The organism is Thermomicrobium sp. 4228-Ro (assembly GCF_026241205.1).
Lineage (GTDB): Bacteria > Chloroflexota > Chloroflexia > Thermomicrobiales > Thermomicrobiaceae > Thermomicrobium.
The window spans coordinates 174,366-195,320 of sequence record NZ_JAPFQM010000006.1 but is presented as its reverse complement, the minus strand read 5'-3'; the positions used below and the strand labels follow the sequence as shown (position 1 = coordinate 195,320).

The following is a 20,955-nucleotide window of genomic DNA, read 5'->3' as shown; positions in this document are numbered from 1 at the left end:
CCGCCTGCTGGATGAGCTTGACAGCGAGTAGGTGTATCTTTAAAGTGTTGGTATGAGGCTTGTCGTCACTTTGTGGGAGAGTAGCTGCAGCAGCCAGCGTCGAAAGAATCCTAGAGACGTAACGCGATCGAGCGGCGTGGTGAGAGGAGGGTACGGCCTGGAGTACTGCTGGGTGCCAGAGACCGCACCGATTATCCCTGTCGTTCCGTGCGGCTGAATGAGAAATGAGGAGGAGACAAATGAATCGACGCCGTTTCTTGGTTGTCTCGACGTCGGTTGTTGCGAGTGCATTGCTGGCAGCCTGCCGAGGCGAGGCAACCCCGACTCCGACGACGGCGCCTGCAGCGACACCGACGCAAGCTCCTACCGCGTCGCCCCCGGCGGCCTCGCCGACTGCTCGGGCGGTAGCGAGCCCGACTCTGGCTGCCAGTCCGACCGTTGCGGCCAGCGCTCAGCCGTTCAAGATCGGCGTGGTCGTCGCGCAGACGGGCAATCTGGCCGCTTCCGGACGTCGGCACATCCAGGGTATGCAGCTGGCTCTGGATGAGCTCGGGAATACTGCTGGCGGACGTCGGTTGGAACTCGTCCCGGCCGATTCGGCTGGCAACCCCGAGCAGGCAGCCACGCATGTCCGCCGCTTGGTCGAGAGCGAGAAGGTCGATGTTATCACTGGTTTCACCATCACGCCCGAGCTCACCGCAGTGCGCGACTACCTCCATCAGCAGCAGCAGTTGACGATCGTTTCCATTGCGGGATGGCCTGCGATCACGCGTGACCCGAACGTGCGGAGCCCCTACATCTTCCGCTCTTCCTTCTGCCAAGGACAGTACGAGTTCATCCAGGCGCGCTGGGCCTACGAGAAGGGCGGCTACCGTAACGTCGTGATGATGGCACCCGATTATCAGACGGGGCATACCGTCGCACAGGTCTTTGGTGACTTTTTCAAGAAGTCCGGTGGACAAATCGCGGCTGAGATCTACCCGCCGCTCAATACAACTGATTTCGGCCCTTACTTGCAGCGTGTCCTCCAAGAGGCATCGAATGCTGACGCTGTCTGGGCCTGGTTCATCGGTGCGGACGCGATCCGCTTCATGACGCAATACCAGGAATTCGGCCTGAAGGATCAGTATCCACTCCTGGGTGGTGCCGAAGTCGGCGACGATCCCTACTTGCCGGAGGTCGGCGAGGCGGCCCTCGGGATTGTGAGTGCTATCAACTACGCGGCTCGGTACGAGCGGCCGCAAAATCAGGAGTTCGTCCAGAAGTTCCAACAGAAGTTCAACGCGCTACCGGGTCACCTGGAGTATTGGGGCTACATTACGATCATGATCCTCGCTCATGCGCTCGAAGCGGTGAAGGGCGATACCAGTGACAAGCAGGCTTTCCTCGATGCTATCAAGAATGTGAGCTTCGAAGGACCGATGAACCGTGTGCGCTTCCATCCAGAGACCAAGGGTGTGATCACGACGGTGATCGTTCGGCGTGTCGATCGGCTGCCCGATGGCACGCTCGGCAATGTCGTCATCGACGAGTATCAGGATATTCACGATCTGTCGTTCTGAAGCGAGGACTCGTGCCGAGATTCGGCTGCCGGGGAATTCTTCCCCGGCAGCCTTTGTGTTTCCCTTGCATGGTTCGCTGCAGTGTGGAATGGTGGGAGCCCGCACTGCGCCCGAGCGGGGTCGTCGGGTTGCGCAGGGACCCATTGCGGCTGCTGGGGGGTGTGACGAGACGAGCGAATCGGTTGTGCCTCGAGCGGATCGGGACCCGCGATGGTGGCGGCTGAAAGGGAGCGGCAGTGGACCTCTTGATCGTGGCCGATCTCGAAGGAATTTCGTGCGTTGAACGGCGGTCCGTCTGTGACTCCACGCACCCGAGCTACTCGAGTGCGCTCGGGAACTACGCTGCGGAAGTCAATGCTGTCGCGGTTGCTGCACGGCGAATAGGAATCGAACGCGTCATGCTGTTGGACTGGCATGGTCGGCTGCTTCCGCCGGGCCTGTTGGAAGCCGGAATCGAGGCTGCTTCGCTGCCGCTACCAACAGGACGGTGGGTCGCAGTACTCCTCGGTTTCCATGCACGCACCGGGCAGAGCGATGCCTTCGCTCCGCAGACCCTGTGCCCTGGGTGGCGCATCGTCTGGAATGGCAGGGAAGCTGGCGAACTCGCCTTAGCTAGTCGATGGCTCGGCGAGCTCGGCATACCGCTGGTGCTGGTCACGGGTGATCGTGGGTTGACGCGGGAAGCTGAGGGATGGGTCGAGCAGACGGCTGCCGTCGCTGTGAAACGAGCGCTCTCGGCCGAGGAGGCAGAGTGCCTGCCCGTCGAGCGTACTCGCGCAGCGCTCGCTGATGCACTCGCGTGGGTCTTGATGCGTCGCTCCTGGTGGTGGGTCTATCGTCCTGAGTTACCGGTTCGTTGGGACATCGTGTCGCCTGATGGGCAGCACCAGGCCCTCGAGTCATCCTCAGTCGCCGAGGCGCTTTGCCGCGTGCAGGAAGTGATTCCAGGTGCCGCACTGGCGGTACGCTGTCACTCGGAGACATCGGAGTGATCATCCAGCGATCCGAACTGCTCCAGCTCGGCGAGGAGTTCCAGCACGTATGGCGGGAGTGAGAAACGAGCTTCGTTCGGTAAGCCCTGCCCGTGGCTGCGCCGGTCGATGGCCAGGATCTCTTCGAGAGCCATGACTGGCACCACACCGGTTTCGCTGGCGAGCAGGAGTCCGTCGCTACCAGGTATGTCGAAGCGGTGTACACCGCGTGGCGAGGCGATTCGGAGCACTGCTCGGAGCACCCTCTGTTCTCCCTGGTGAAGCTCGATGTCGATGATCGATGCACCCAACGTGCGAAGCAGATCCACGAGAAGGCGTGCCAGATGTCGCCTGGTGCGGTCGGGCATGCAGGAACAGGTCGAGAGGGCGCGCGCCTCGTCGGCGTCAGCGACGACAGCGAAACAAATGTCGACTTCGAGGGCCCGCAGGAGAAGCAGCGGGTGACCGTGGTCGCGTGACCAGCTGATACCCTGCAGGACGACCGGAACACGATCGATCATGATACCCCCTTACTGGATTTCGTTTCGTCGGGCGGGCGTTGTTCGGAAGCGGAGGGCGACGAGTGTGCCGACGCTGGTGCAGAGCTGGGTGCCAGCCTCGGTGCGGGCAGAGCTGGTATGTGATTGGGTGCCCGTCCTGTGCGGAGCTGTCGAGTCGACTCCAGTAGGGACAGCTGCTCGATCGGCATCGACCGAGCGGCGTCGTGGAACGCGGCCTCGGTGATTTCCTCGGCGTGTCTGCTCGCCTTCTTGCGATCGGTCCGGAACGTTGGCCGGCAGTACCTGCCTTTGCAGCGATTCCCCACCGTGGCTCTGGATGGCTCGTTGAAAAGAGGCCTATGGGCTGCACCGGGCTTTGTCGGTTGGCGAAGCCCCAGCTGTGTCCGGTGGCGAACGGCTCGAACCTGGGTTTCGAAGTGGACAAGCCCGAAGGGCACGTGCTGACCGCGGTGAGACTGGCAGCCAACGGAGCGGTCTGCACACCCGGTCGACAGTGCGTCGGTCGCTTGGGAGGATCCCGATGTCGCCTGCTGGACTGAATAACACCAGTGTACGGAACGACTCGTGGAAACGGACATCCTTGCTCCCATCGCCAATCCCGACTAACCTAGTCGGGATTTCAGCGGTGAGGCGGATCGCTGTCAACCGGCGGTCCGCGAGCGGCGTTCCGCGAGTGGTGGTCGGTCGGACAAGCAGTGCTGGAGGGATACCCTGCTCGTTGTGACACTCAGGCGATGTGACCGCGCTGGAGGACGAGGTGAGCGATCGGACACTCGTGACACCGGCGTGGTCGGCAGCCAGTGTGGTAGAGGTGGAGCAGTCCCTGTTCGGCCCGCGCGGTACGGATCTTGAGAGGATGGGGCCCGCAGATCTGCTCGAGGGTGAGACGGGTGAGAGCGTTTCCGCGTCCAGCTGGCAAGGCATACCAGAGACGGATGCCGATCTCGTGCAATGTCTCGTCTTCCATTGCCTCACCGTACGCGAGAACGAATGGGATAATGACGTTGACCAGGATGTCGTGCAGCCGGTCCCGGCCGAGCGGAATGGGGTGGCTCTGGAACCACCGGGACAGTGCCGTTCGCGGGTGGTCAGTGCGGATGCGGTCGATGAGTTCGGTCAGGATCCCGCGATCGCTTGAAGCGATGAGCGAGGCGAGCGCAAGGAGGCGGCGCAGAGGATGATTGGCGGGGCGGATGCCGGCGAGGTTCCAGCGCGGCGGAGGTGTGGCGCTATGCCTGCAATTCTCCCAAATGGTCTCGATCGCCTGCCAAGTGGATTGATCGAGTGGTGCCAAGTGGCGCTCTCGATTCGAGACTGGTAGGAAGCCGCCCGTGCCGAGGAGAAAAGCGGCAGCAGTCGCAAAACGCTGGTCACCTCGAGTAGCGAAGAGGGCTGTCTCGATGCGCTCGAGTGGCAGGTTCTCTGCCACCGCGCGCATGCCGTCGCGATTTCGGTGGTAGCCGAGAGCATCAGCGAGGAGCCAGTACAGCGTTTGGCCCGGAGTCTGGGCCCCCAGACGAGCATGCAGGCGCGCGACCTTGTCGCGGAGGCGTCGATCGCCGGCCTCTTCGAGGAGCCTGTGGAGCACGTCCGGTTCGTGCGCGGCGAGCGATGGGGCGCAATACTGGAAACCGAGCGTGCCGAGTGGGCGGGCGTGCGAGCTGTGACTCTCGTCGGCGGGGAGAGCGAGGAAGCGCGAGAGTTCGAGTGTCGCTATCCGGTGCCCGTCGCGGCGTGTGACCGGTCGACCCAGATCGTCCTGCCATACGACGTGCAGGATCACAGTATCATACTCCGGATCGTCATGGTGGCCGTGGGTGAACCAGTCCGATGCTTTGACGTGGAGTTCGATGTCGCCGGAGCGTAGAGTGCCAGCGAGATCGACGAGGGCGTCCGCGAAATCCGGACCGCGACGATGCGTCCAGACGCCGCGATAAACGATCCGGAGTGGCCTGCCGTCCGTGGTCAGGAGATCACCATGGAGCCACTGCGCTTGCCAGACCTGTGCCAGCCACTGCTCGCTGGGCTTCATACTGCCTCCCGCATCGTGAAGTCAGTATAACGAAACGTAGGATTGCGATGACCCTGCACTCCTTGGTGAGCCGGCATCGAGTCGGCCATACTGACAGGTGCTCGGGAGGTGCAGAAGGGAGGGGCCTTCCGGTGACCCTGGAGATCATCAGTCTGAGACCTGTCGATAGCGGTCTCGAGCGAGCCCTGGCCAGTGCAGTCGATGCCGGGTCACTCGACCCCGCTGCCGCCTATCAGCTCATTGAAGCGGATATCGACTCGTTGCCGCTCCTGCTCGAGGCAGCACGTGCGGTACGCGCCCGCCGCTCCGGCCGTGTGGTCACCTACTCGCGGAAAGTGTTCCTGCCGTTGACGAATTTATGTCGAGATCAGTGTGCCTATTGTACGTTCGTTCGTCGGGCGAGTGATCCGCGAGCGCACACGATGACGCCGGAGGAAGTACTCGTTGGGGCGGAGGCGGGTCGTGCCGCCGGATGCAAGGAAGCGCTGTTCAGCCTGGGGGATAAGCCGGAACTGCGGTATGCGTCTTACCGCCAGTGGTTAGCAGCGCGTGGTTACGCGCGGACGATCGAGTATCTGCACGATATGTGCGCGTTGGTGCTCGAGCGCACCGGACTGCTGCCGCATGCCAACCCGGGTGTCATGACGGAAGACGATATCGCTTTGCTGCGCCCGGTCACTGCGAGCATGGGGCTGATGCTGGAGACGATCAGCGAGCGCTTGCTGGAGCGCGGTGGCGCGCATCGGGGGTGCCCTGACAAGGTTCCAGCTGTGCGATTGGAGACGATCGAGGCTGCTGGTCGACGTCGGGTACCGTTCACGACCGGCATTCTGATCGGGATCGGCGAGACGCCGCGCGAGCGGGTCGATGCGCTCTACTCGATCCGGTCGCTCCAAGATCGCTACGGTCATATCCAGGAAGTGATCGTGCAGAACTTCCGTCGCAAGCCGGACATCCGGATGCGTGATTGGCCAGAGCCGACGCTGCTCGACATGCTGCGGACGCTGGCTGTGGCCCGGTTGATTCTCGGCACGACGACAGCGCTGCAGGCGCCTCCGAACCTGATGCCGGACGGCTACGACCTGTATTTGCTCGCTGGACTCGACGATTGGGGTGGTGTCTCGCCGGTGACGCGAGACTATATCAACCCGGAACGAGCCTGGCCGCATCTCCGCGAACTGAAAGAGCGGACAGAGCGGCTCGGCTTTGTCTTACGGGAACGGCTCGCGGTGTATCCGGAGTACATCCGGCGTGGAGAGGAGTTCCTCGATCCGGTGGTCCGTGAGCGCGTCGCCGTCCTGGTCGACCCGGGTGGATTGGTTCCGCCGGAGAAGGAGTTGTGGTGATGCTGGGAGGCAGTGCTCTGCGCGATATGGTGGATCGGCTGCTCGCGTCGGCGTCACTCGACGTCGCTCGCATTCTCGACCGAGCGCTGGCTGGTCACGAGCTCACCGTCGAGGAAGGCGCGCGGTTGTTCGACACGCACGGCCCCGATCTTCTCCTATTGATGGCGGTTGCTGACGAGTTGCGGCGTCGCGCGGTCGGCGATGTCGTGACCTATGTCGTCAACCGGAACATCAACTTCACCAACGTCTGTATCAAGCGCTGTGGCTTTTGTGCCTTTTCTCGTGGGCACCGAGAGGAGCAAGGGTACTTCTTGCCTCTCGAGGAGGTGGTCCGTCGGGCAAAGGAGGCATGGGAACTCGGTGCGACCGAGGTATGCATACAGGCAGGCCTGCCACCGAAGATGGACCCGGATCTCTATCCGACCATTTGTCGCGCGATCAAGGCTGAGCTGCCGGAGGTGCATATCCATGGCTTCTCGCCGGAGGAAGTCGTCTACGGCGCGCTACGGGCACGCTGCTCGATCGAGGAGTACTTGCTCCGTTTGAAGGACGCGGGCGTCGGGTCGTTGCCAGGCACCTCGGCCGAAATTCTCGACGACGAAGTGCGGCGGCTCATCTCCCCAGGTCGGATCACGACTGCACAGTGGGTCGAGGTGATCACGACTGCGCATCGGCTCGGCATCCCGACCACGGCGACTATCATGTATGGCCATGTCGAAACCAACCGGCATCGGGCCGCTCATCTTGCGTTGATTCGGGATATTCAGAAGGAGACGGGCGGTTTCACCGAGTTCGTACCCTTGAGCCTGGTCCACAGCGAGGCGCCGATGTATCGGAAGCGCTTGATTCCTGGTTTGCGACCCGGTGCGACCGGGGAGGAAGTGGTCAAGATGCACGCGGTCGCCCGGATCATGCTCTATCCTCACGTGCGCAACATCCAGGTGTCGTGGGTGAAGGAAGGGCCGAAATTGGCCCAGTGGTGTCTGAACGCTGGGGCCAACGATCTCGGTGGAACGCTGATCAACGAGAGTATCTCGACGGCAGCTGGTGCCACGTACGGCCAGCTCGTGCCGCCGCGCGAACTCCGACGTTGGATCCGCGATGCCGGTCGGATTCCAGCGGAACGGACGACACTCTACCAGCTTCGGTCACCGTTGACCGATGAAGATCCACCGCACCCGCTGGACGAGGCGGCCGAGCATCCGGAGCGCTTTGGCTCATACTTCGAACTTATCCGCGACGAGCGCTTTGCGTTCCGGAAGCACTACCGGATCGTGCTGCAACAGGTTGGGAGCACGCCGGCTGCCTGAGCCGGCGCAGCATCGCTCAGCGGTGCGTGAGTGGGTCGTAGACCAGCCCTTGCCGCCACTCCTGCGGGTTGCGGGCGAGATGGTCCGCCCAATATGCTGCCACTTGTTGCCCCGTCGCGATCCACACGCGTGGGTAGGACAGGATGTGCTCGATCAGCCGCTCGAGCATGAGGATGCGACCCGGGCGACCGATCAGCTGGGGATGCAGCGTCAGGTTGAAGAGCCCACCGAAGCGGTAGATGCCCTGGAACTCTTCGACCCAGGCCTGGAACGCCTGCTGGGCCGTCTGGATCGGTCGTGAGCCGGTACCAGGGCGGAAGAGGAAGAACGGCGCATCGTCGAGCAGCCACTGGACGGGTAGCTCGATAAGTTGCGTGTCCGGGTGCTGCCAGGGGAGAAAGTGGCTCATGAGGTTCGACGAGTAGCGGAAACCATACTCGGCGAGCAAACGGAGCGTCCGCGTGGTCACCTCCCAAGCGGGCGAACGGTAACCGACCGGTACCTGACCGGTGACCCGGCGGAGCGCCTCGATTCCGCGTTCGAGGACGTGTCGCTCGGCTGCCTCGTCGAGCTCGGTGACCGTCTCGTGCAAGTAACCGTGATGGGCGATCTCGTGCCCCTGATCAGCGATCGCGGCGACGATGTCGGGATGGTGTTCGGCCACCCAGCCAGGAATGAAAAAGGTTGCCTTGATGTCGTAGCGGCGCAGTGCGTGGAGCACCAAGGGCACGCCGACCCGTGCCCCGTAGGTACCTTGTGTGAGAAGTCCCAGGCGATCGCTCTGCTCGAGGCTGCCCGAGAGCCAGAGTGTCTCTGCGTCGACGTCGAACGTGAACAGGACAGCGCACTGCGTCCCATCGTGCCAGCGTCCCATCGTTCCTCCCTCCCTTCGTGTGGATGGTTTCGACGAATCCTATCCTAGCAGCTGCAGGCAGACGCTTCAGTCCACCCGGGTGGAACAGGCGATCGTCCGGCGAGCTCGGGGCATCGAGGAGAGCTGTTGCATCTCGACTTCTCGGATACTTGCGACAACTGTAGCTGCCCGCTAGGGTTGTGCGGGAGGTCGGGATGACGAGAGCCCGACAACCGGAGAGGTCCGCTGCTGCCGTGACGTGGTCCTCCGACCGAGGCGTCGGCAGCCTTCTTGCGGCGCTGATCGACTACCGTGCCTATCGATTTCTGTGGCTGTCGAGCGTTCTCACCCAGATCGGCCAGTGGATGCTCCAAGTCGCTACCGCCTGGTTGATGCTGCAGCTGACCGATTCGGCATTCTGGGTCGGGCTGCTCGGTTTTGCCGGTGGTATCCCGTTCCTGTTCGTCGCAGCTCCAGCGGGCACGCTCAGCGAGCGTGTGGATCGGCGCACGATGCTGCTCGTCTGCCAGGGAGGAGCTCTCGCACTGAGTGTCGGTCTGGCCGCTCTCGTCCTGGCACAGCGCGTGTCCCCCTGGCTGCTGCTCGGTGCCACGCTCCTCAATGGGATGTTGCTCGCTGCGAACAACGCAACGCGGCAGGCGGTGATACCCAGCTACGTGCCGCGAGAGGCAGTGCCGAATGCGGTCAGTCTTCTCTCGGCGGGCATGAACATGACGCGCATCGTCGGCCCCTCGCTCGCCGGCCCGATGGTCGCAACCCTCGGTGTCAGCGGAACGCTGCTCCTCCAGGCAGGCTGTCTCGCGCTTGCACTCCTGAATACCGGTCGCCTTCCGCGAACTCCCCAGGCGAGCCGGGCTCCTGAGTCGTTCCTGGAAAGTCTCGTTGGCGGCATCCGGTATGTTCGGCGGATGCCGGTCGTTCTCGCACTCCTGCTGCTCGCGAGCGTGCCGACCCTACTCGTATTCCCGTATCTCCAGCTCTTACCAGTCTTGGCGCGCGACGTCTTACATCTTGGACCGAGTGGACTCGGCTTGCTCTATGCCGTTGGCGGGACCGGTGCGCTGGCCGGTTCCCTATTTGTCGCTGGTTTCCAGCGAATACGCCGCCGTGGCGCAGCGATGGTAACGGTCATCGTCCTCTATGGGTTCGTCGTTTCGCTGTTCACATTGGTGCATTGGCTTCCGGTCGTATCACTCTGTCTGTTCGCCGCCGGATTTTTGGGGGCGAGTTACATGGCCTTGAACAACGCGCTCCTGCACCTCGCGGTCGATGACGAGGTGCGTGGGCGCGTCATGGGGCTGTATATGGTGACCTGGGGCTTTATGCCGTTGGGTGCGTTGCCATTAGGAGCGCTGGGCGACGTGATCGGGATCGACCATGCTCTCTTGATTGGAGCTCTTGCTACCTCAGCTCTCTCCCTGTTCGTCGCTTGGCGCGTTCCCGCCGTGTTCCGGCTTACCTAGCCCAACAGCGACGACCGGCTGTCCTGGCCGACCGAGAGCCAGCCGCTCTTCCAGATAGCTGCGGAGGGTCGACTCCTCCTCCGACGGTGCCTCCTCGGTGCGCCAGATACCTGGTTCGACCTCGAACGTGGCGAGCCGTCCGTCGATTCCGAGAAAGACGATACGGTCGCCGGCCAGGTACTGGATGTAGTCGTACGTCCAACCCGTCAGTCGGGCACCCGATGCAGTGTAGAGCGGGTGATAGGCGCCGTCGATCGGTTGGTCGTCGACGTAGATCTCTCGAGCTGCGATCAGAGCAGGATAGTCGGCGATCAGTTCTGCCGTCACACGGTAGATCATCGGGTATTTCTCCGCGCGCACGTGCGGGCATGTCGAGTGATCTCCTTGCCGTAGGCGCGGGGCGGGAACCGCGAACAAGAGACGACGGAGCGCTTCACCAGGATCGTGTTGGGTGAGCTTCCCGAGGGTCAAACGGACGCTCTGACCGATGGTGAAGACGGGTGCATCGTCTTCGCCGACCCAGAGGGTGCCGAGACTGTCAGCCGGCTCCGTCGCGTAGAGTCGGCAAGAAACGCGACGCGTCACCAGGAACCGGTCCCAACCATGCTCAGGATGGTAGACAGGGAGCACGTCGATACCTGCCGTGCGGTAACGGCTCCCGACGATCGCTGCAGCGAGGATCCACCCGAGCGCATAGGCCAATCGGTTGGGAGTAGCGAGTTCCGGTACCTCGGGATGGCCGACCGGGATCGACTGCGGCTCGAGATCTCGATAGTGTGCGACAGCGCGGTGGACCGCCATCACGAGCTGTGGATCAGCGATCACGCTCATCGTGCACTCCTCCCCCCGTCCATTCCAAGACTCACGATCACTCGATCGCCGTCCGGTTTATACTGAGACGGCGGCCTGTCGCCGCGCAGCATACCACGCCCGAGGAAGGAGCCGTTGCAATGGACGAGCGTTGGCATGCGAGGTGGTCGAGGCGAGGGCGCATCGCAGCTGCTGCCGAGCGCCCACCGCGTGTCCCACCGGAGGGTATGATTTCGTTCGTGTATGGAGATCCGGATTGGGAGAGCTTACCGCTGGAAGACATGGCACTGGCTGCTGAGTTCCTGGCGGAGAACCAGCGCCGGGATGCGCTCGGATACCAGAACCTTATCCGCCCTGACGAGCTCAACGAGGCGCTTGCTCAGAAGTTGGCTCGCGATCAAGGTATGCAGGTTGCGCCCGAGCAGATCCTCGTCACGCTCGGCTCCAGCAACGGACTGGGCATCATCTGCGATGCGCTCCTCGACCCTGGTGACGTGGTGCTGATCGATGCACCGGCCTGGATGGGTGCGACGAGTATGTTCAAGCTCGCCGGAGCAGAGCTCGTCGGTATCCCGGTCGACGAGCATGGGATCGATCCGGCTGCCGTGGCGGAGGCACTCGATCGTCTGGAGCGGCAGGGTCGTCGCCCGAAGTTCCTCTACACGCTGCCGACGTTCCAGAATCCGGCCGGAGTGGAGCTTTCTCTCGAACGCCGGCGTGCTCTAGCGCAGCTGGCTGACGAACGAGGGCTTCTCATCATCGAGGATGACGCCTATTACGAGCTGCGATTCCACGGTGACTATCCACCGACACTCTACAGCCTGGCCGAGCCCGGCAATGTACTCTATTGCGGCACGCTTTCGAAGACGATCGCAGCTGGCTTACGGCTCGGGTACGTAGTGGGGCCAGCGCCGATCGTGGCGACGCTCGCTCGCGCGCGGATCGATGCCCTGCGGAACAGTTTCACAGCGGCGCTGGCTGACTGGTACATCCGCACGGGGCGCTATCACGCACATCTGGTGCAACTCCGCGAGATCTATCGGCGAAAGTGCGAGCGGATGCTGGCTGCCCTGGAATGGGAGATGCCGGACGGTGTGACGTGGACTCGGCCGAATGGCGGATTCTTCATCTGGGTGACGCTCCCGGAGGGCGTGAGTGCCACGCAACTCCTTGCTGCCTGCCGTGAGCAGCGAGTCGACTTCATACCTGGACCAGCGTTCTACGGGGACGGGAGTGGGGACCGTCACTTCCGTTTGTCGTATAGCGCTGTAACACTGGAGCAGATCGACGAAGGGATCGCGCGACTGGCTGAGGTCGTCCGGGAAGCCATCGCCGGGGGACTTGCGGCCGCTGGCTCCCGCGATGCCTGAGACGTTCACGCGGTCGAGGCGAGGCGCTACCGGCGAGGCTTTCGAGGAGGCTTCTTCGTCCCAACACCGTCCAGTGGTGCGACCGCTTCGATCGCTTCTCGCAGATAGGGTTCAACCGTTTCCGCTGTGAGTACTGGGCCGAGGCGGCTCTCGAGCCAGCGGATCGCGTCCGCGATCGTTCGTGCCTCGATCGGATAGCCGGCAGCGCCGAGCGCAACCGCGACAGCAAGCAACACGCGATCGGGGTGTCGCTCGCCGAGGATGCGGCGCACTCGTCCGATGAGGGCTCGCTGGGCCTCAGGATGAGGCGGTTTACCCTCGAGAGCCAGATACGTACCCAGTTGCCTCCACAAATCAGCGTTCCGGCGCTGACGAGCAGAGCGTTCCCCTCGCTCAATCATCGTGACGATTTGAGCGACGTTCTCGGGGGTGATCGCCTGACCGCGGGTTTCGAGCGCGCTCAGCACTGGCGCGATCTGGCGCGGTGCAACACGGAAACCTGCCACTCGCCGCACTGCCTTTAGGAACTCCCGGTCGATGGTGTGATCGCCTTTCTGGTCGGTCATCTGCCTCACTCCAGGCTGACACCGCATTCACTCGCGAGTGTACGAGATCTGCCTGTGCCGTGCGAGCTGGGGCAGCACGGTGGGCCAACCCGGTGCGGAGCGGATGTGACTGGTCGTCATGGTTCCCTCGTAGGGAACGGCAGTCCACAGCGTACCGATTGCAACTTCCGGGTATACTGCGCCGAGAGGAGGGCCGGTGATGACGCAGGTCAATATGGCAACGACCTATGCGCAGTACAGTTTCTGGCTCGAGACGAGCGGTGACGATCTTACACCGCGTCCAGCTCTCGAGGGAGTAGTCGAGGCTGACGTCGCCATCCTCGGGGCCGGATTCACCGGGCTGTGGACCGCATATTACCTGTTGGAACGAGAGCCGAGCCTCCGTGTCGTGGTACTGGAGAAACATATTGCTGGGTTCGGCGCGTCAGGTCGTAACGGGGGGTGGCTCTATCCAGGTTTTCCGTTGTCGCTCGCCGAACTTGCCCGTCGCTACGGAACCGAGACGGCGCGCGCCGTCCACTTCGCCATGCGCGAAACGGTCGACGAGGTGGAGCGGGTCCTGTGCCGCGAAGGTATCGACGCACAGCTTCATCGGGGTGGCGTACTGCGTTTGGCCCGCGGCTGGCACCAGTTGCCGGCTCTCGAGGAAACAGCGCGGACGCTCGAACGGCTCGGGCTGACCGATTATGCCGAGTGGCTATCTGCCGAGCAGGTTCGGGAGCGGGTTCGCGTGACCGAGGCGCTGGCTGGCCTGTATTCTCCGCAGGGTGCGGTGATCCACCCGGGACGACTGGTCCGAGGGCTCGCGCGAGCAGTCGAACGCCGGGGTGCGACGATTTTCGAAGAGAGCCCGGTGATCGACTTCCGTGGTGGCAGCCAGCCGTCGTTTCGTACGCCAGCTGGAGAGGTGCGAGCGCGGGTACTGGTACTGGCTGGTGAGGCCTACCTCTCGCAGCTTCGTCAGTTGCATCGCGCACTGATCCCGATTTATTCCCTCATCGTCCTCACCGAACCGCTACCCCAGGAGGTCTGGCAAGAGATCGGCTGGGAGCATCGGGAACTCCTCTCGTCGCAGCGCTTGACGGTCGATTATCTACAGCGGACAGCTGATGGTCGCATCATGTTCGGCGGTCGGGGTGCCCCGTACCGGTTCGGTTCGCGGATCGCTGACGCGTTCGATCGGCATGATCCGACGCACGAGATGTTGCGGCGGATGTGCTACGAATGGTTCCCGGTGCTCCGGCTCCACGGGATCCGATTCACCCATGCCTGGGGTGGGCCACTGGGCGTTCCGCGGGATTGGATGCCGACCATGAGCTACGATCCTCGCACAGGGATCGCGATCGCCTGCGGGTACACCGGGCAGGGTGTGGCGACCGCGAACCTTGCGGGGCGAATCCTCGCCGATCTCATCACCGGACGGCCGAGCCAGCTCACCGAGCTCCCGATGACTCGACATCGGCTCCGGCAGTGGGAACCGGAACCCTTGCGGTGGCTCGGCGTGCGTTTCGTGCAGCGTGGCTTGGAGCGACTGGACCGGATCGCGGAAACCTCCGGGAAGCCACCGAGCGGGCAGAGCCTCGTCGAGCGACTGGCCGCGCATTAGGTCCGACTGCGAAGTGGCCGGCAACCGCACGCTCCGCTATCTGTGCCCACACGATGGCAGCGTTACGCCATGCTCCGCTGGACAGCCGAATGTCAAGCTGATCGAACTGCTGCGTTGTTTCCCGTGGCCATCAGCGTGCTACACTGGGGGACAGGCGACTGCTCAGGCAGAACCGGATGTTCCGAGGAAACGAACGAACGCTATGACTGTGACGGCACCGGTCTCTCCAGTCCCTGAGCTTCCGGGACCAGCACGACGGCGCGTACTCCGTGCGGCCATCCGGCCGATACTTTTCCTGCTCCAGACGATTCGCGTCCTCTTGCGGAAAGTGCTCTGGTTCGTCATCCGGGCTGTACGGCTGGCCTGGCGGCACCTTCTGGTGACCTTGCTCGTCGCACTGGGTGCCTTCTACGCTTACCGGGCGCTGTTTCCGCCTCCAGAGGGACAGGTCAACGAAGCACCGGTGCGTACCGCACCGATGATTTCACCACCGCCGAGTGTTCGAGCCTATCTGGAAGCCCAGCGAGATTTCGACGCCGAACGGATGTGGCAAACGTTCAGTCCGGATGCGAAGGCCAGGAGGCTCGCGGCTGGTGAGACGCTCGCGGCCTTCCGCCAGTCGGTCGACTTGCTTCAGCGACAAGGGTTCCGGTTCGGCGAGAGTATTTACATCGGCGGTTATCGCCTGCCGGATGGGCAAGCATACTATTTCTACGTCACCGAGGTCCGTAATGCGAGCGATCAGAGCGGCCTGGTGTACCAGATTTTCTGGGTCGGCAGCGACGGACTCATCTTCGTCGTCGATACGCCGCAGCTTCAATGAGGGTGGCGAGCCATGAGTGGGCAGATACAAACGGTACCGAAAGCGCGCGAGCGCCGTCGTTACTGGGACGATCTCGAACAACAAATCGACGATGTTATCGTCGGCCTGGCTGACCTCATCCGCACGCACTTTCGTGGACTGATGACGCTCGCCGCGTTGGCCTACGCATTCTACACGTGGGCATGGCCAGCGCGTGCCAGCTGGGGACCGATCGTTCTCACGGTCCTGTTCGCGCTGCTGCAGATTGCGTTCGCGATCGTCTTCGTGATTGTCCAGTTCGCAGCGATCTTCTGGTTCCTGGGCCGGGGGCGCACCTACTGGATAAAACCCGGCGAGACGGGCGTCAGTTTTGCTGACTACAAGGGAAACCCCGAGGTTCTGGAGAGCGCTCGCCGTATCGTCACATTGCTTCGGGGAATCAAAGAGTTCAAGGAAATGGGTGGCGAAGCGATACGCGGCCTCCTGCTGGTCGGTCCACCTGGAACTGGGAAGTCGTATCTTGCCCAGTGCATTTCGACGGAAGCGAATGTTCCTTTCGGGTACGCGAGTGCACCGTCGTTCCAGAACATGTTCTTCGGAGTCAGCAACCTGCGCATCATGATGCTCTACCGGAAGGCACGAAAGCTCGCGAAGAAATACGGGGCCTGCATACTTTTCATCGACGAGATCGATGCCATCGGTCAGGCGCGCGGCGGCCGCTATGCCGGCGGTGGTTTCATGGGGCCGCTCTTCGGCTGGGGCGGTAGCGCGATGTTGAACGAGCTCTTGCTCCAGCTCGATCCCCCACCGCAGGAGGTGACACTGATCGGGCGGATTCTCCGGCTTCTCGGTCTCCGCAAGGGACGAGCCGAATTGCCACCAGTTCTCACGATCGCCGCAACGAACATGCCGGATGCGTTGGATCCGGCTCTGCTCCGTCCCGGCCGGTTCGATCGGAAGATCGTCGTGGACGTGCCGAATGCCGAAGGACGACGCGAGATCATCGAGTATTACCTCAGCAAGGTCAAGCACGATCCGAATATTCCGATCGATTACATGGTATACGACACGATCGGCTACACACCGGCGGCCATCCGCTACGTCATCAACGAGGCGGTCATCCATGCCCACTTCGAGGGGCGGAATTACATCACCTACGAGGATTTCACGGCAGCGCGCGAAACCCATGAGCTCGGTTTGCGACAGCCGATCCGCACGATGTCGCTCGACGAGCGGCGGCGCATTGCCTACCACGAGGCAGGGCATGCGCTCGCGCAGTACTTGCTGCAGCCGAGGGAGCGCGTGGTCAAGGTCTCGATCATTCGCCGGGGCGAGGCGCTCGGTTTTTCGGCAACGAAGCCGACCGAGGAGCGTTTCACGAAGACGCGCGAGGAGCTCCTGGCCGACATCCAGGTCGCTCTGGCGGCTCGGGCTGCCGAAGAACTCTTCCTCGGCACCCAGATGACCGGAGCGACGAGCGACCTTGCCCAGGCGACGCATCTCGCTAACCTGATGGTCTCAGCCTGGGGCATGGATGGCTCGCTGTACAGTGGGCTCACCTACAACCAGATGGTTCCCGATCTCTATCGGAAGCAGCGGATCGAGCGGCTCCTCCAACGGCAGTTCCAGAACGTCAAGCGTCTGCTCGAGGCGAACCGCGAGGCCGTCGTCGCAATCGCTGAGGAACTGTTGAAGCACGATGAGCTGAACGAGCAACAGCTGCGCGAGATCCTCTCGCAGTTCCAGCTGGTCGTCCCACCGCCGTTACCCGAAGCGGAGGAACCACTCGAGGCGCGCCAAGCTGAGGAACGTGCGATCCTCGCGCAGCTCGATGGCGTACAAGAACCATCGAGCGCGGTTGCTGTCGTCGGCGATGGTGAAGAGTCCCGAGAGGGGCGTCCGGACACTGGCGTCTGGGTACCTCGTGCGAATTCGGGAGAAGGCCGCCTTCTCGAGTACTAGCAGGTGAGTACCGCAGCGAGCCACGTCGCGACGGCACTCGTCCACTGCTCGAGGTGCGTGAAGGCGACGTGATTCGCCTTTCGGAGGAATAGCAAGCGCTTGGGTCCGCCTGCGGATCGGAAGAGCCGTATCGATTCCTGCGGCGGAACGACCAGGTCACGCCCGGCACCGACGACGAAGAGCGGTGTACGGAGTCGGGGCGCGATGTCGGTGAGCGCGAGTGCGGGAGCAAGTTGAGCCAGCTCGGCCGGGGTGACACCAGCGGCGAAGGCGACATCGTGCCGCACGAGGTCGCCCAGAGCGTCGACGTATAGGCGGGGGTCGAAGGGGGCGGTCACCGAGACAACGGCGGAAAACTCGGGTACAGCATGGGCCACTTGCACAGCGTAGGCACCACGGAGGCTCACTCCGAGCAGGGCGACCTTTCGACCGTCCACACCGGGCAGTTGGTGTGCGGTCTCGAGAATCGCCCAGCCGATATCTTCCTGTCCTGGCGCGGCTGGAATGTGACTGGCGACTTCCCCGCTCCCCGGCGTATCGAGTGCCAGCACGCCGATTCCGCGCTGGAGGAACGGTCGCGCCCAGCTGACGGTCTCCTCCTTGCTCGTGCTGGCTCCGTTCAAGAAGACGACGAGCGGCGCCGGCGAGCTACCCGGTGTGACCAGGTAACCAGGCAGAACAATATCGCGCCAGGGCACTTCAACTGGTCGGATCGGCGGATCGAGCTGTGGTGCCGCAGCCCGGTAGAGTCGTGTAGCGACAGCGTAGAGCGCGCGACGCCGAAGGAGATCATCGAGTACAAGGACATGTCCGAAGTGATAGCAGAGTGCGGCGGCGCGTTGGAGTTCCGCAGCAGCGCGGTGTTCACCGGCCAGTGCACGCTCGTGGGCAGCCAAAAGGTACTGGTGTGCCGTTCGTACCCAGGCGCGTGGCCAGTCGTGCAGGCGACGGATTCGCCGGAGGGTTGCGCTCAGGACCCGGGGGTGAATACCGGCGAGCAGGAACCGATAGCGCCCGGATGGCGATAACACGGCAGCACTGGCCAGACGCAAGGCGAAATCGAGCGCGGCCAGTGGGAAGCGATTCACGATGAGGAACCGAAGGCCGACAGCACGTACGACGGTCAACACACGCATCCCTTGCTGCTAAGCATACCGTCAGGTGCGTGAACGGGAAGATCCGACTTTCAACGCGACACACGACGTCTAATGCATGGAGTCGTGCGTGGTGCTCAGGCGCCGTCCATTTGCACCGGCTACGATCCGTCATTGTCCGTCGAGAACCGGGGACGGCGCTGACGGGCTGGGAGGCGAGTTCGCATTGCGGTGAGATTCCAGTCGCGAAGGGGTACCCGGGTGGTGCGATCCGATCCTCTGGAGTATGGCGTGCATGACGATTCCCTCACCGCTCATGGCGTCTCGCTGCACTGGCACTGGCGGTGCACGATGACCGGTACCGTTCTCCCGCATGGTCCAGGACGCGACTCGACGAAACCGCGGGGCCGTTCCCGTCGTTTACAATAGTGCAAGGAGTTTCGCACGTTCGACAGGAGACCCTCCGGTAACTCGCCTGGGCAATACCCGGACGTCGGTCTCCTGTCGAACGTTTTTGCTGGGTGAGCGAGGCCAGCCGTCACTGGGCCGTACCGCACCCGGTGACGTCCGTTTTCCACCTTTCCAAGAAGGATTTCTAGGTATCCACTCCGCGGATCGCGGTGAGGGGAGATGTTCTTCGGAAAGGGGGCTTCGAGGGACGATGGAGTTGGAACACCGGCGAGTTGAACATGACAGGAAGGAGCGGAACGCTGTCATGAACCTTCTCGAGCGCTTGGAGCGTTATCGGACGGAAGAGGCACAGCTGCGCTGGGAGGGGACGTTCGCTGATTACTTCGAACTGGTCCTGAAGAACCCACAGATCGCCCAGCTGGCGCACGCGCGCATCTACAACATGATCATGGACGCTGGGGTGGAGCAGCTGCCCGATGGGCGTATCCGCTACAACTTCTTCGCTGACGAGATTTTTGGCTTGGAAAAACCACTGGAACAGATCGTCGAGTACTTCCGGTCGGCTGCCCAGCGACTCGAAGTGCGCAAGCGGATCCTCCTGTTGATGGGACCGGTCGGCGGTGGCAAATCGACGATCGTCGCCAAACTGAAGCGCGGGTTGGAGCGCTACACGCGTACGGAGCGAGGAGCCGTCTACGCCATCAAGGGGTGCCCGATGCACGAAGAGCCTCTGCATCTCGTGCCGGAGTCACTGCGAGACGAGTTCGAGCGCGAGTACGGCATCTATATCGAAGGGGAACTGTGCCCGTGGTGCCGGTACCAGCTCGAGGATGCTCCGCGCGACGAGTCGCACCCCTGGAGCCTGCCCGGGCAGCCGTTCAGCGGTCGGCACGAGGACGTTCCGGTTGTCCGGATCGTCTTCTCGGAAAAGCACCGTATCGGGATCGGGACGTTCACTCCCTCGGATCCGAAGAGCCAGGACATCGCGGAACTCGTCGGCAGTATCGACCTCTCGACGATCGGCGAGGTCGGGTCGGAGTCGGATCCACGGGCCTATCGCTTCGACGGTGAGTTGAACATCGCGAACCGGGGCTTGGTCGAATTCATCGAGATGCTGAAGGTCGACGAGCGGTTCCTGTACGTGCTCCTCACGCTCTCGCAAGAACAGAGTATCAAGACTGGACGCTTCCCGATGATCTACGCCGACGAGGTCGTCATCAGCCACACGAACGAGCACGAGTACAACGCGTTCGTCGGCAACAAGCGGAGCGAAGCACTCCAGGACCGTATCATCCTCGTCAAAGTTCCCTATAACTTGCGCGTCTCGGACGAGGTCAAGATCTACCAGAAGCTGCTCAAGCAGAGCGGTATCCGCGATGTCCATATCGCTCCCGGCACGCTCGAGACGGCAGCGACGTTCGCGGTGCTCTCGCGACTCGAGGAGAGCAAACGGGCCGGGATGACGCTGATGAAGAAGCTCAAGCTCTACGATGGCCAGGTCGTCGAGGGGTATACCCTACAGGACGTGAAGGAGTTGCAGGAGGAAGCGACACGCGAGGGAATGGACGGAGTGTCGCCGCGATACGTCATCAACCGTATCTCCGCGGCGATCGTGCGCGAAGGAACCCGCTGCATCAACGCGATCGACGTGCTGCGGAGCCTCCGCGATGGCCTGGAGCAACACACGAGCATCACGCCGAAGGAGCGCGAGCGTCTCTTGAACCTCATCGCGGAAGCGCGCAAAGAGTACGACGAGTGGGCGAAACGCGAGGTACAGCGTGCCTTCGTGTACTCGTTCGAGGAACAGGCCCGGACACTCTTCAACAACTACCTGGACAATGTGGAAGCGTACGTCAACCGGACGAAGGTGATCGACCCGATCACGGAAGAGGAGCTCGATCCCGACGAGCGCCTGATGCGTTCGATCGAGGAGCAGATCGGTATTCCGGAGAGCCAGAAGCGGCAGTTCCGAGAAGAGCTGCTAATCAAGCTCTCGGCGATGGCACGTCGCGGGCAACCCTTTGACTATACCTCGCACGACCGGTTGCGCGAAGCGATCGAACGGAAGTTGTTCGCGGATCTCCGTGACGTCGTCAAGATCACCACGTCGACGAAGACGCCGGATCCCGAACAGCTACGCCGGATCAACGAGGTGGTGGATCGGTTGGTGCAGCACCATGGCTACTGTCCGGTCTGCGCCAACGAACTGCTGAAGTACGTCGGAGCGCTGTTGAGCCGCTGACGAGAGCCCGCGC

The 20,955-nt window shown here is 62.7% G+C and carries 16 protein-coding genes; 10 read left to right on the top strand and 6 right to left on the bottom strand.

The features are described from left to right. Positions 1-239: 239 nt before the first annotated feature. Both OO015_RS10435 and OO015_RS10430 read left to right on the top strand, forming a co-directional pair. Positions 240-1,562 carry an ABC transporter substrate-binding protein gene (locus OO015_RS10435; protein WP_265941202.1) on the top strand — a complete coding sequence of 441 codons (1,323 nt, stop codon included), beginning with the start codon at positions 240-242 and terminating at the stop codon, positions 1,560-1,562. Positions 1,563-1,798: 236 nt separating this feature from the next. Continuing rightward, on the top strand, positions 1,799-2,554 hold the full coding sequence (locus OO015_RS10430; protein WP_265941201.1) for a M55 family metallopeptidase: 756 nt from the start codon (positions 1,799-1,801) through the stop codon (positions 2,552-2,554). On the opposite strand, the gene OO015_RS10425 is transcribed toward OO015_RS10430, so the two are convergent. Together OO015_RS10425 and OO015_RS10420 are read right to left on the bottom strand one after the other, a co-directional pair. After that, positions 2,533-3,054 (bottom strand): bifunctional nuclease domain-containing protein, encoded by a 522-nt coding sequence (locus OO015_RS10425; protein WP_265941200.1) that lies wholly within the window; start codon positions 3,052-3,054, stop codon positions 2,533-2,535. The two genes, OO015_RS10430 and OO015_RS10425, sit on opposite strands and share 22 nt — an antisense overlap. A gap of 727 nt (positions 3,055-3,781) precedes the next feature. Further along, positions 3,782-5,086, bottom strand: coding sequence for a DUF2851 family protein (locus OO015_RS10420; protein ID WP_265941199.1), 1,305 nt, complete (start codon positions 5,084-5,086; stop codon positions 3,782-3,784). 131 nt (positions 5,087-5,217) lie between these two features. Between OO015_RS10420 and cofG the strand changes: the two genes are divergently transcribed. Further along, positions 5,218-6,432 (top strand): 7,8-didemethyl-8-hydroxy-5-deazariboflavin synthase CofG, encoded by a 1,215-nt coding sequence (gene cofG / locus OO015_RS10415; protein ID WP_265941198.1) that lies wholly within the window; start codon positions 5,218-5,220, stop codon positions 6,430-6,432. Further along, positions 6,432-7,742, top strand: a complete 1,311-nt coding sequence (gene cofH / locus OO015_RS10410; RefSeq protein WP_265941197.1) for a 5-amino-6-(D-ribitylamino)uracil--L-tyrosine 4-hydroxyphenyl transferase CofH — start codon at positions 6,432-6,434, stop codon at positions 7,740-7,742. Before cofG ends, cofH begins: the two co-directional genes overlap by 1 nt. A gap of 16 nt (positions 7,743-7,758) precedes the next feature. On the opposite strand, the gene OO015_RS10405 is transcribed toward cofH, so the two are convergent. Beyond that, entirely contained in the window at positions 7,759-8,616 is an 858-nt protein-coding gene (locus OO015_RS10405; RefSeq protein ID WP_265941196.1) for a polysaccharide deacetylase family protein, read from the bottom strand. Between the two features lie 194 nt (positions 8,617-8,810). Between OO015_RS10405 and OO015_RS10400 the strand changes: the two genes are divergently transcribed. Next, positions 8,811-10,079: an MFS transporter gene (locus OO015_RS10400; RefSeq protein ID WP_265941195.1), complete on the top strand. Its 1,269-nt coding sequence runs from the start codon at positions 8,811-8,813 to the stop codon at positions 10,077-10,079. Here the strand turns inward: OO015_RS10400 and OO015_RS10395 are convergent. Beyond that, on the bottom strand, positions 10,023-10,910 hold the full coding sequence (locus OO015_RS10395; RefSeq protein ID WP_265941194.1) for a hypothetical protein: 888 nt from the start codon (positions 10,908-10,910) through the stop codon (positions 10,023-10,025). The genes OO015_RS10400 and OO015_RS10395 overlap by 57 nt on opposite strands. A 119-nt stretch (positions 10,911-11,029) precedes the next feature. On the opposite strand from OO015_RS10395, the gene OO015_RS10390 reads away from it, so the two are divergent. Then, positions 11,030-12,259 carry a PLP-dependent aminotransferase family protein gene (locus tag OO015_RS10390; RefSeq protein WP_265941193.1) on the top strand — a complete coding sequence of 410 codons (1,230 nt, stop codon included), beginning with the start codon at positions 11,030-11,032 and terminating at the stop codon, positions 12,257-12,259. Positions 12,260-12,285: 26 nt separating this feature from the next. On the opposite strand, the gene OO015_RS10385 is transcribed toward OO015_RS10390, so the two are convergent. Continuing rightward, on the bottom strand, positions 12,286-12,825 hold the full coding sequence (locus tag OO015_RS10385) for a hypothetical protein (protein ID WP_265941192.1): 540 nt from the start codon (positions 12,823-12,825) through the stop codon (positions 12,286-12,288). A gap of 199 nt (positions 12,826-13,024) precedes the next feature. Here OO015_RS10385 and OO015_RS10380 point away from each other — a divergent pair, with 199 nt between their 5' ends. The 3 genes from OO015_RS10380 (at position 13,025) to OO015_RS10370 (ending at position 17,195) form a co-directional block, all read left to right on the top strand. Beyond that, positions 13,025-14,431: an NAD(P)/FAD-dependent oxidoreductase gene (locus OO015_RS10380; protein ID WP_265941191.1), complete on the top strand. Its 1,407-nt coding sequence runs from the start codon at positions 13,025-13,027 to the stop codon at positions 14,429-14,431. Positions 14,432-14,633: 202 nt separating this feature from the next. Then, positions 14,634-15,254: a hypothetical protein gene (locus OO015_RS10375; RefSeq protein ID WP_265941190.1), complete on the top strand. Its 621-nt coding sequence runs from the start codon at positions 14,634-14,636 to the stop codon at positions 15,252-15,254. A gap of 12 nt (positions 15,255-15,266) precedes the next feature. After that, positions 15,267-17,195, top strand: coding sequence for an AAA family ATPase (locus tag OO015_RS10370; RefSeq protein ID WP_265941189.1), 1,929 nt, complete (start codon positions 15,267-15,269; stop codon positions 17,193-17,195). Here the strand turns inward: OO015_RS10370 and OO015_RS10365 are convergent. Beyond that, on the bottom strand, positions 17,192-18,331 hold the full coding sequence (locus OO015_RS10365) for an alpha/beta hydrolase (RefSeq protein WP_265941188.1): 1,140 nt from the start codon (positions 18,329-18,331) through the stop codon (positions 17,192-17,194). The two genes, OO015_RS10370 and OO015_RS10365, sit on opposite strands and share 4 nt — an antisense overlap. 673 nt (positions 18,332-19,004) lie before the next feature. Here OO015_RS10365 and OO015_RS10360 point away from each other — a divergent pair. After that, a complete protein-coding gene (locus OO015_RS10360) occupies positions 19,005-20,942 on the top strand; it encodes a PrkA family serine protein kinase (RefSeq protein ID WP_265941187.1) in 1,938 nt (645 codons plus the stop codon). The last annotated feature ends 13 nt before the right edge of the window (positions 20,943-20,955 follow it).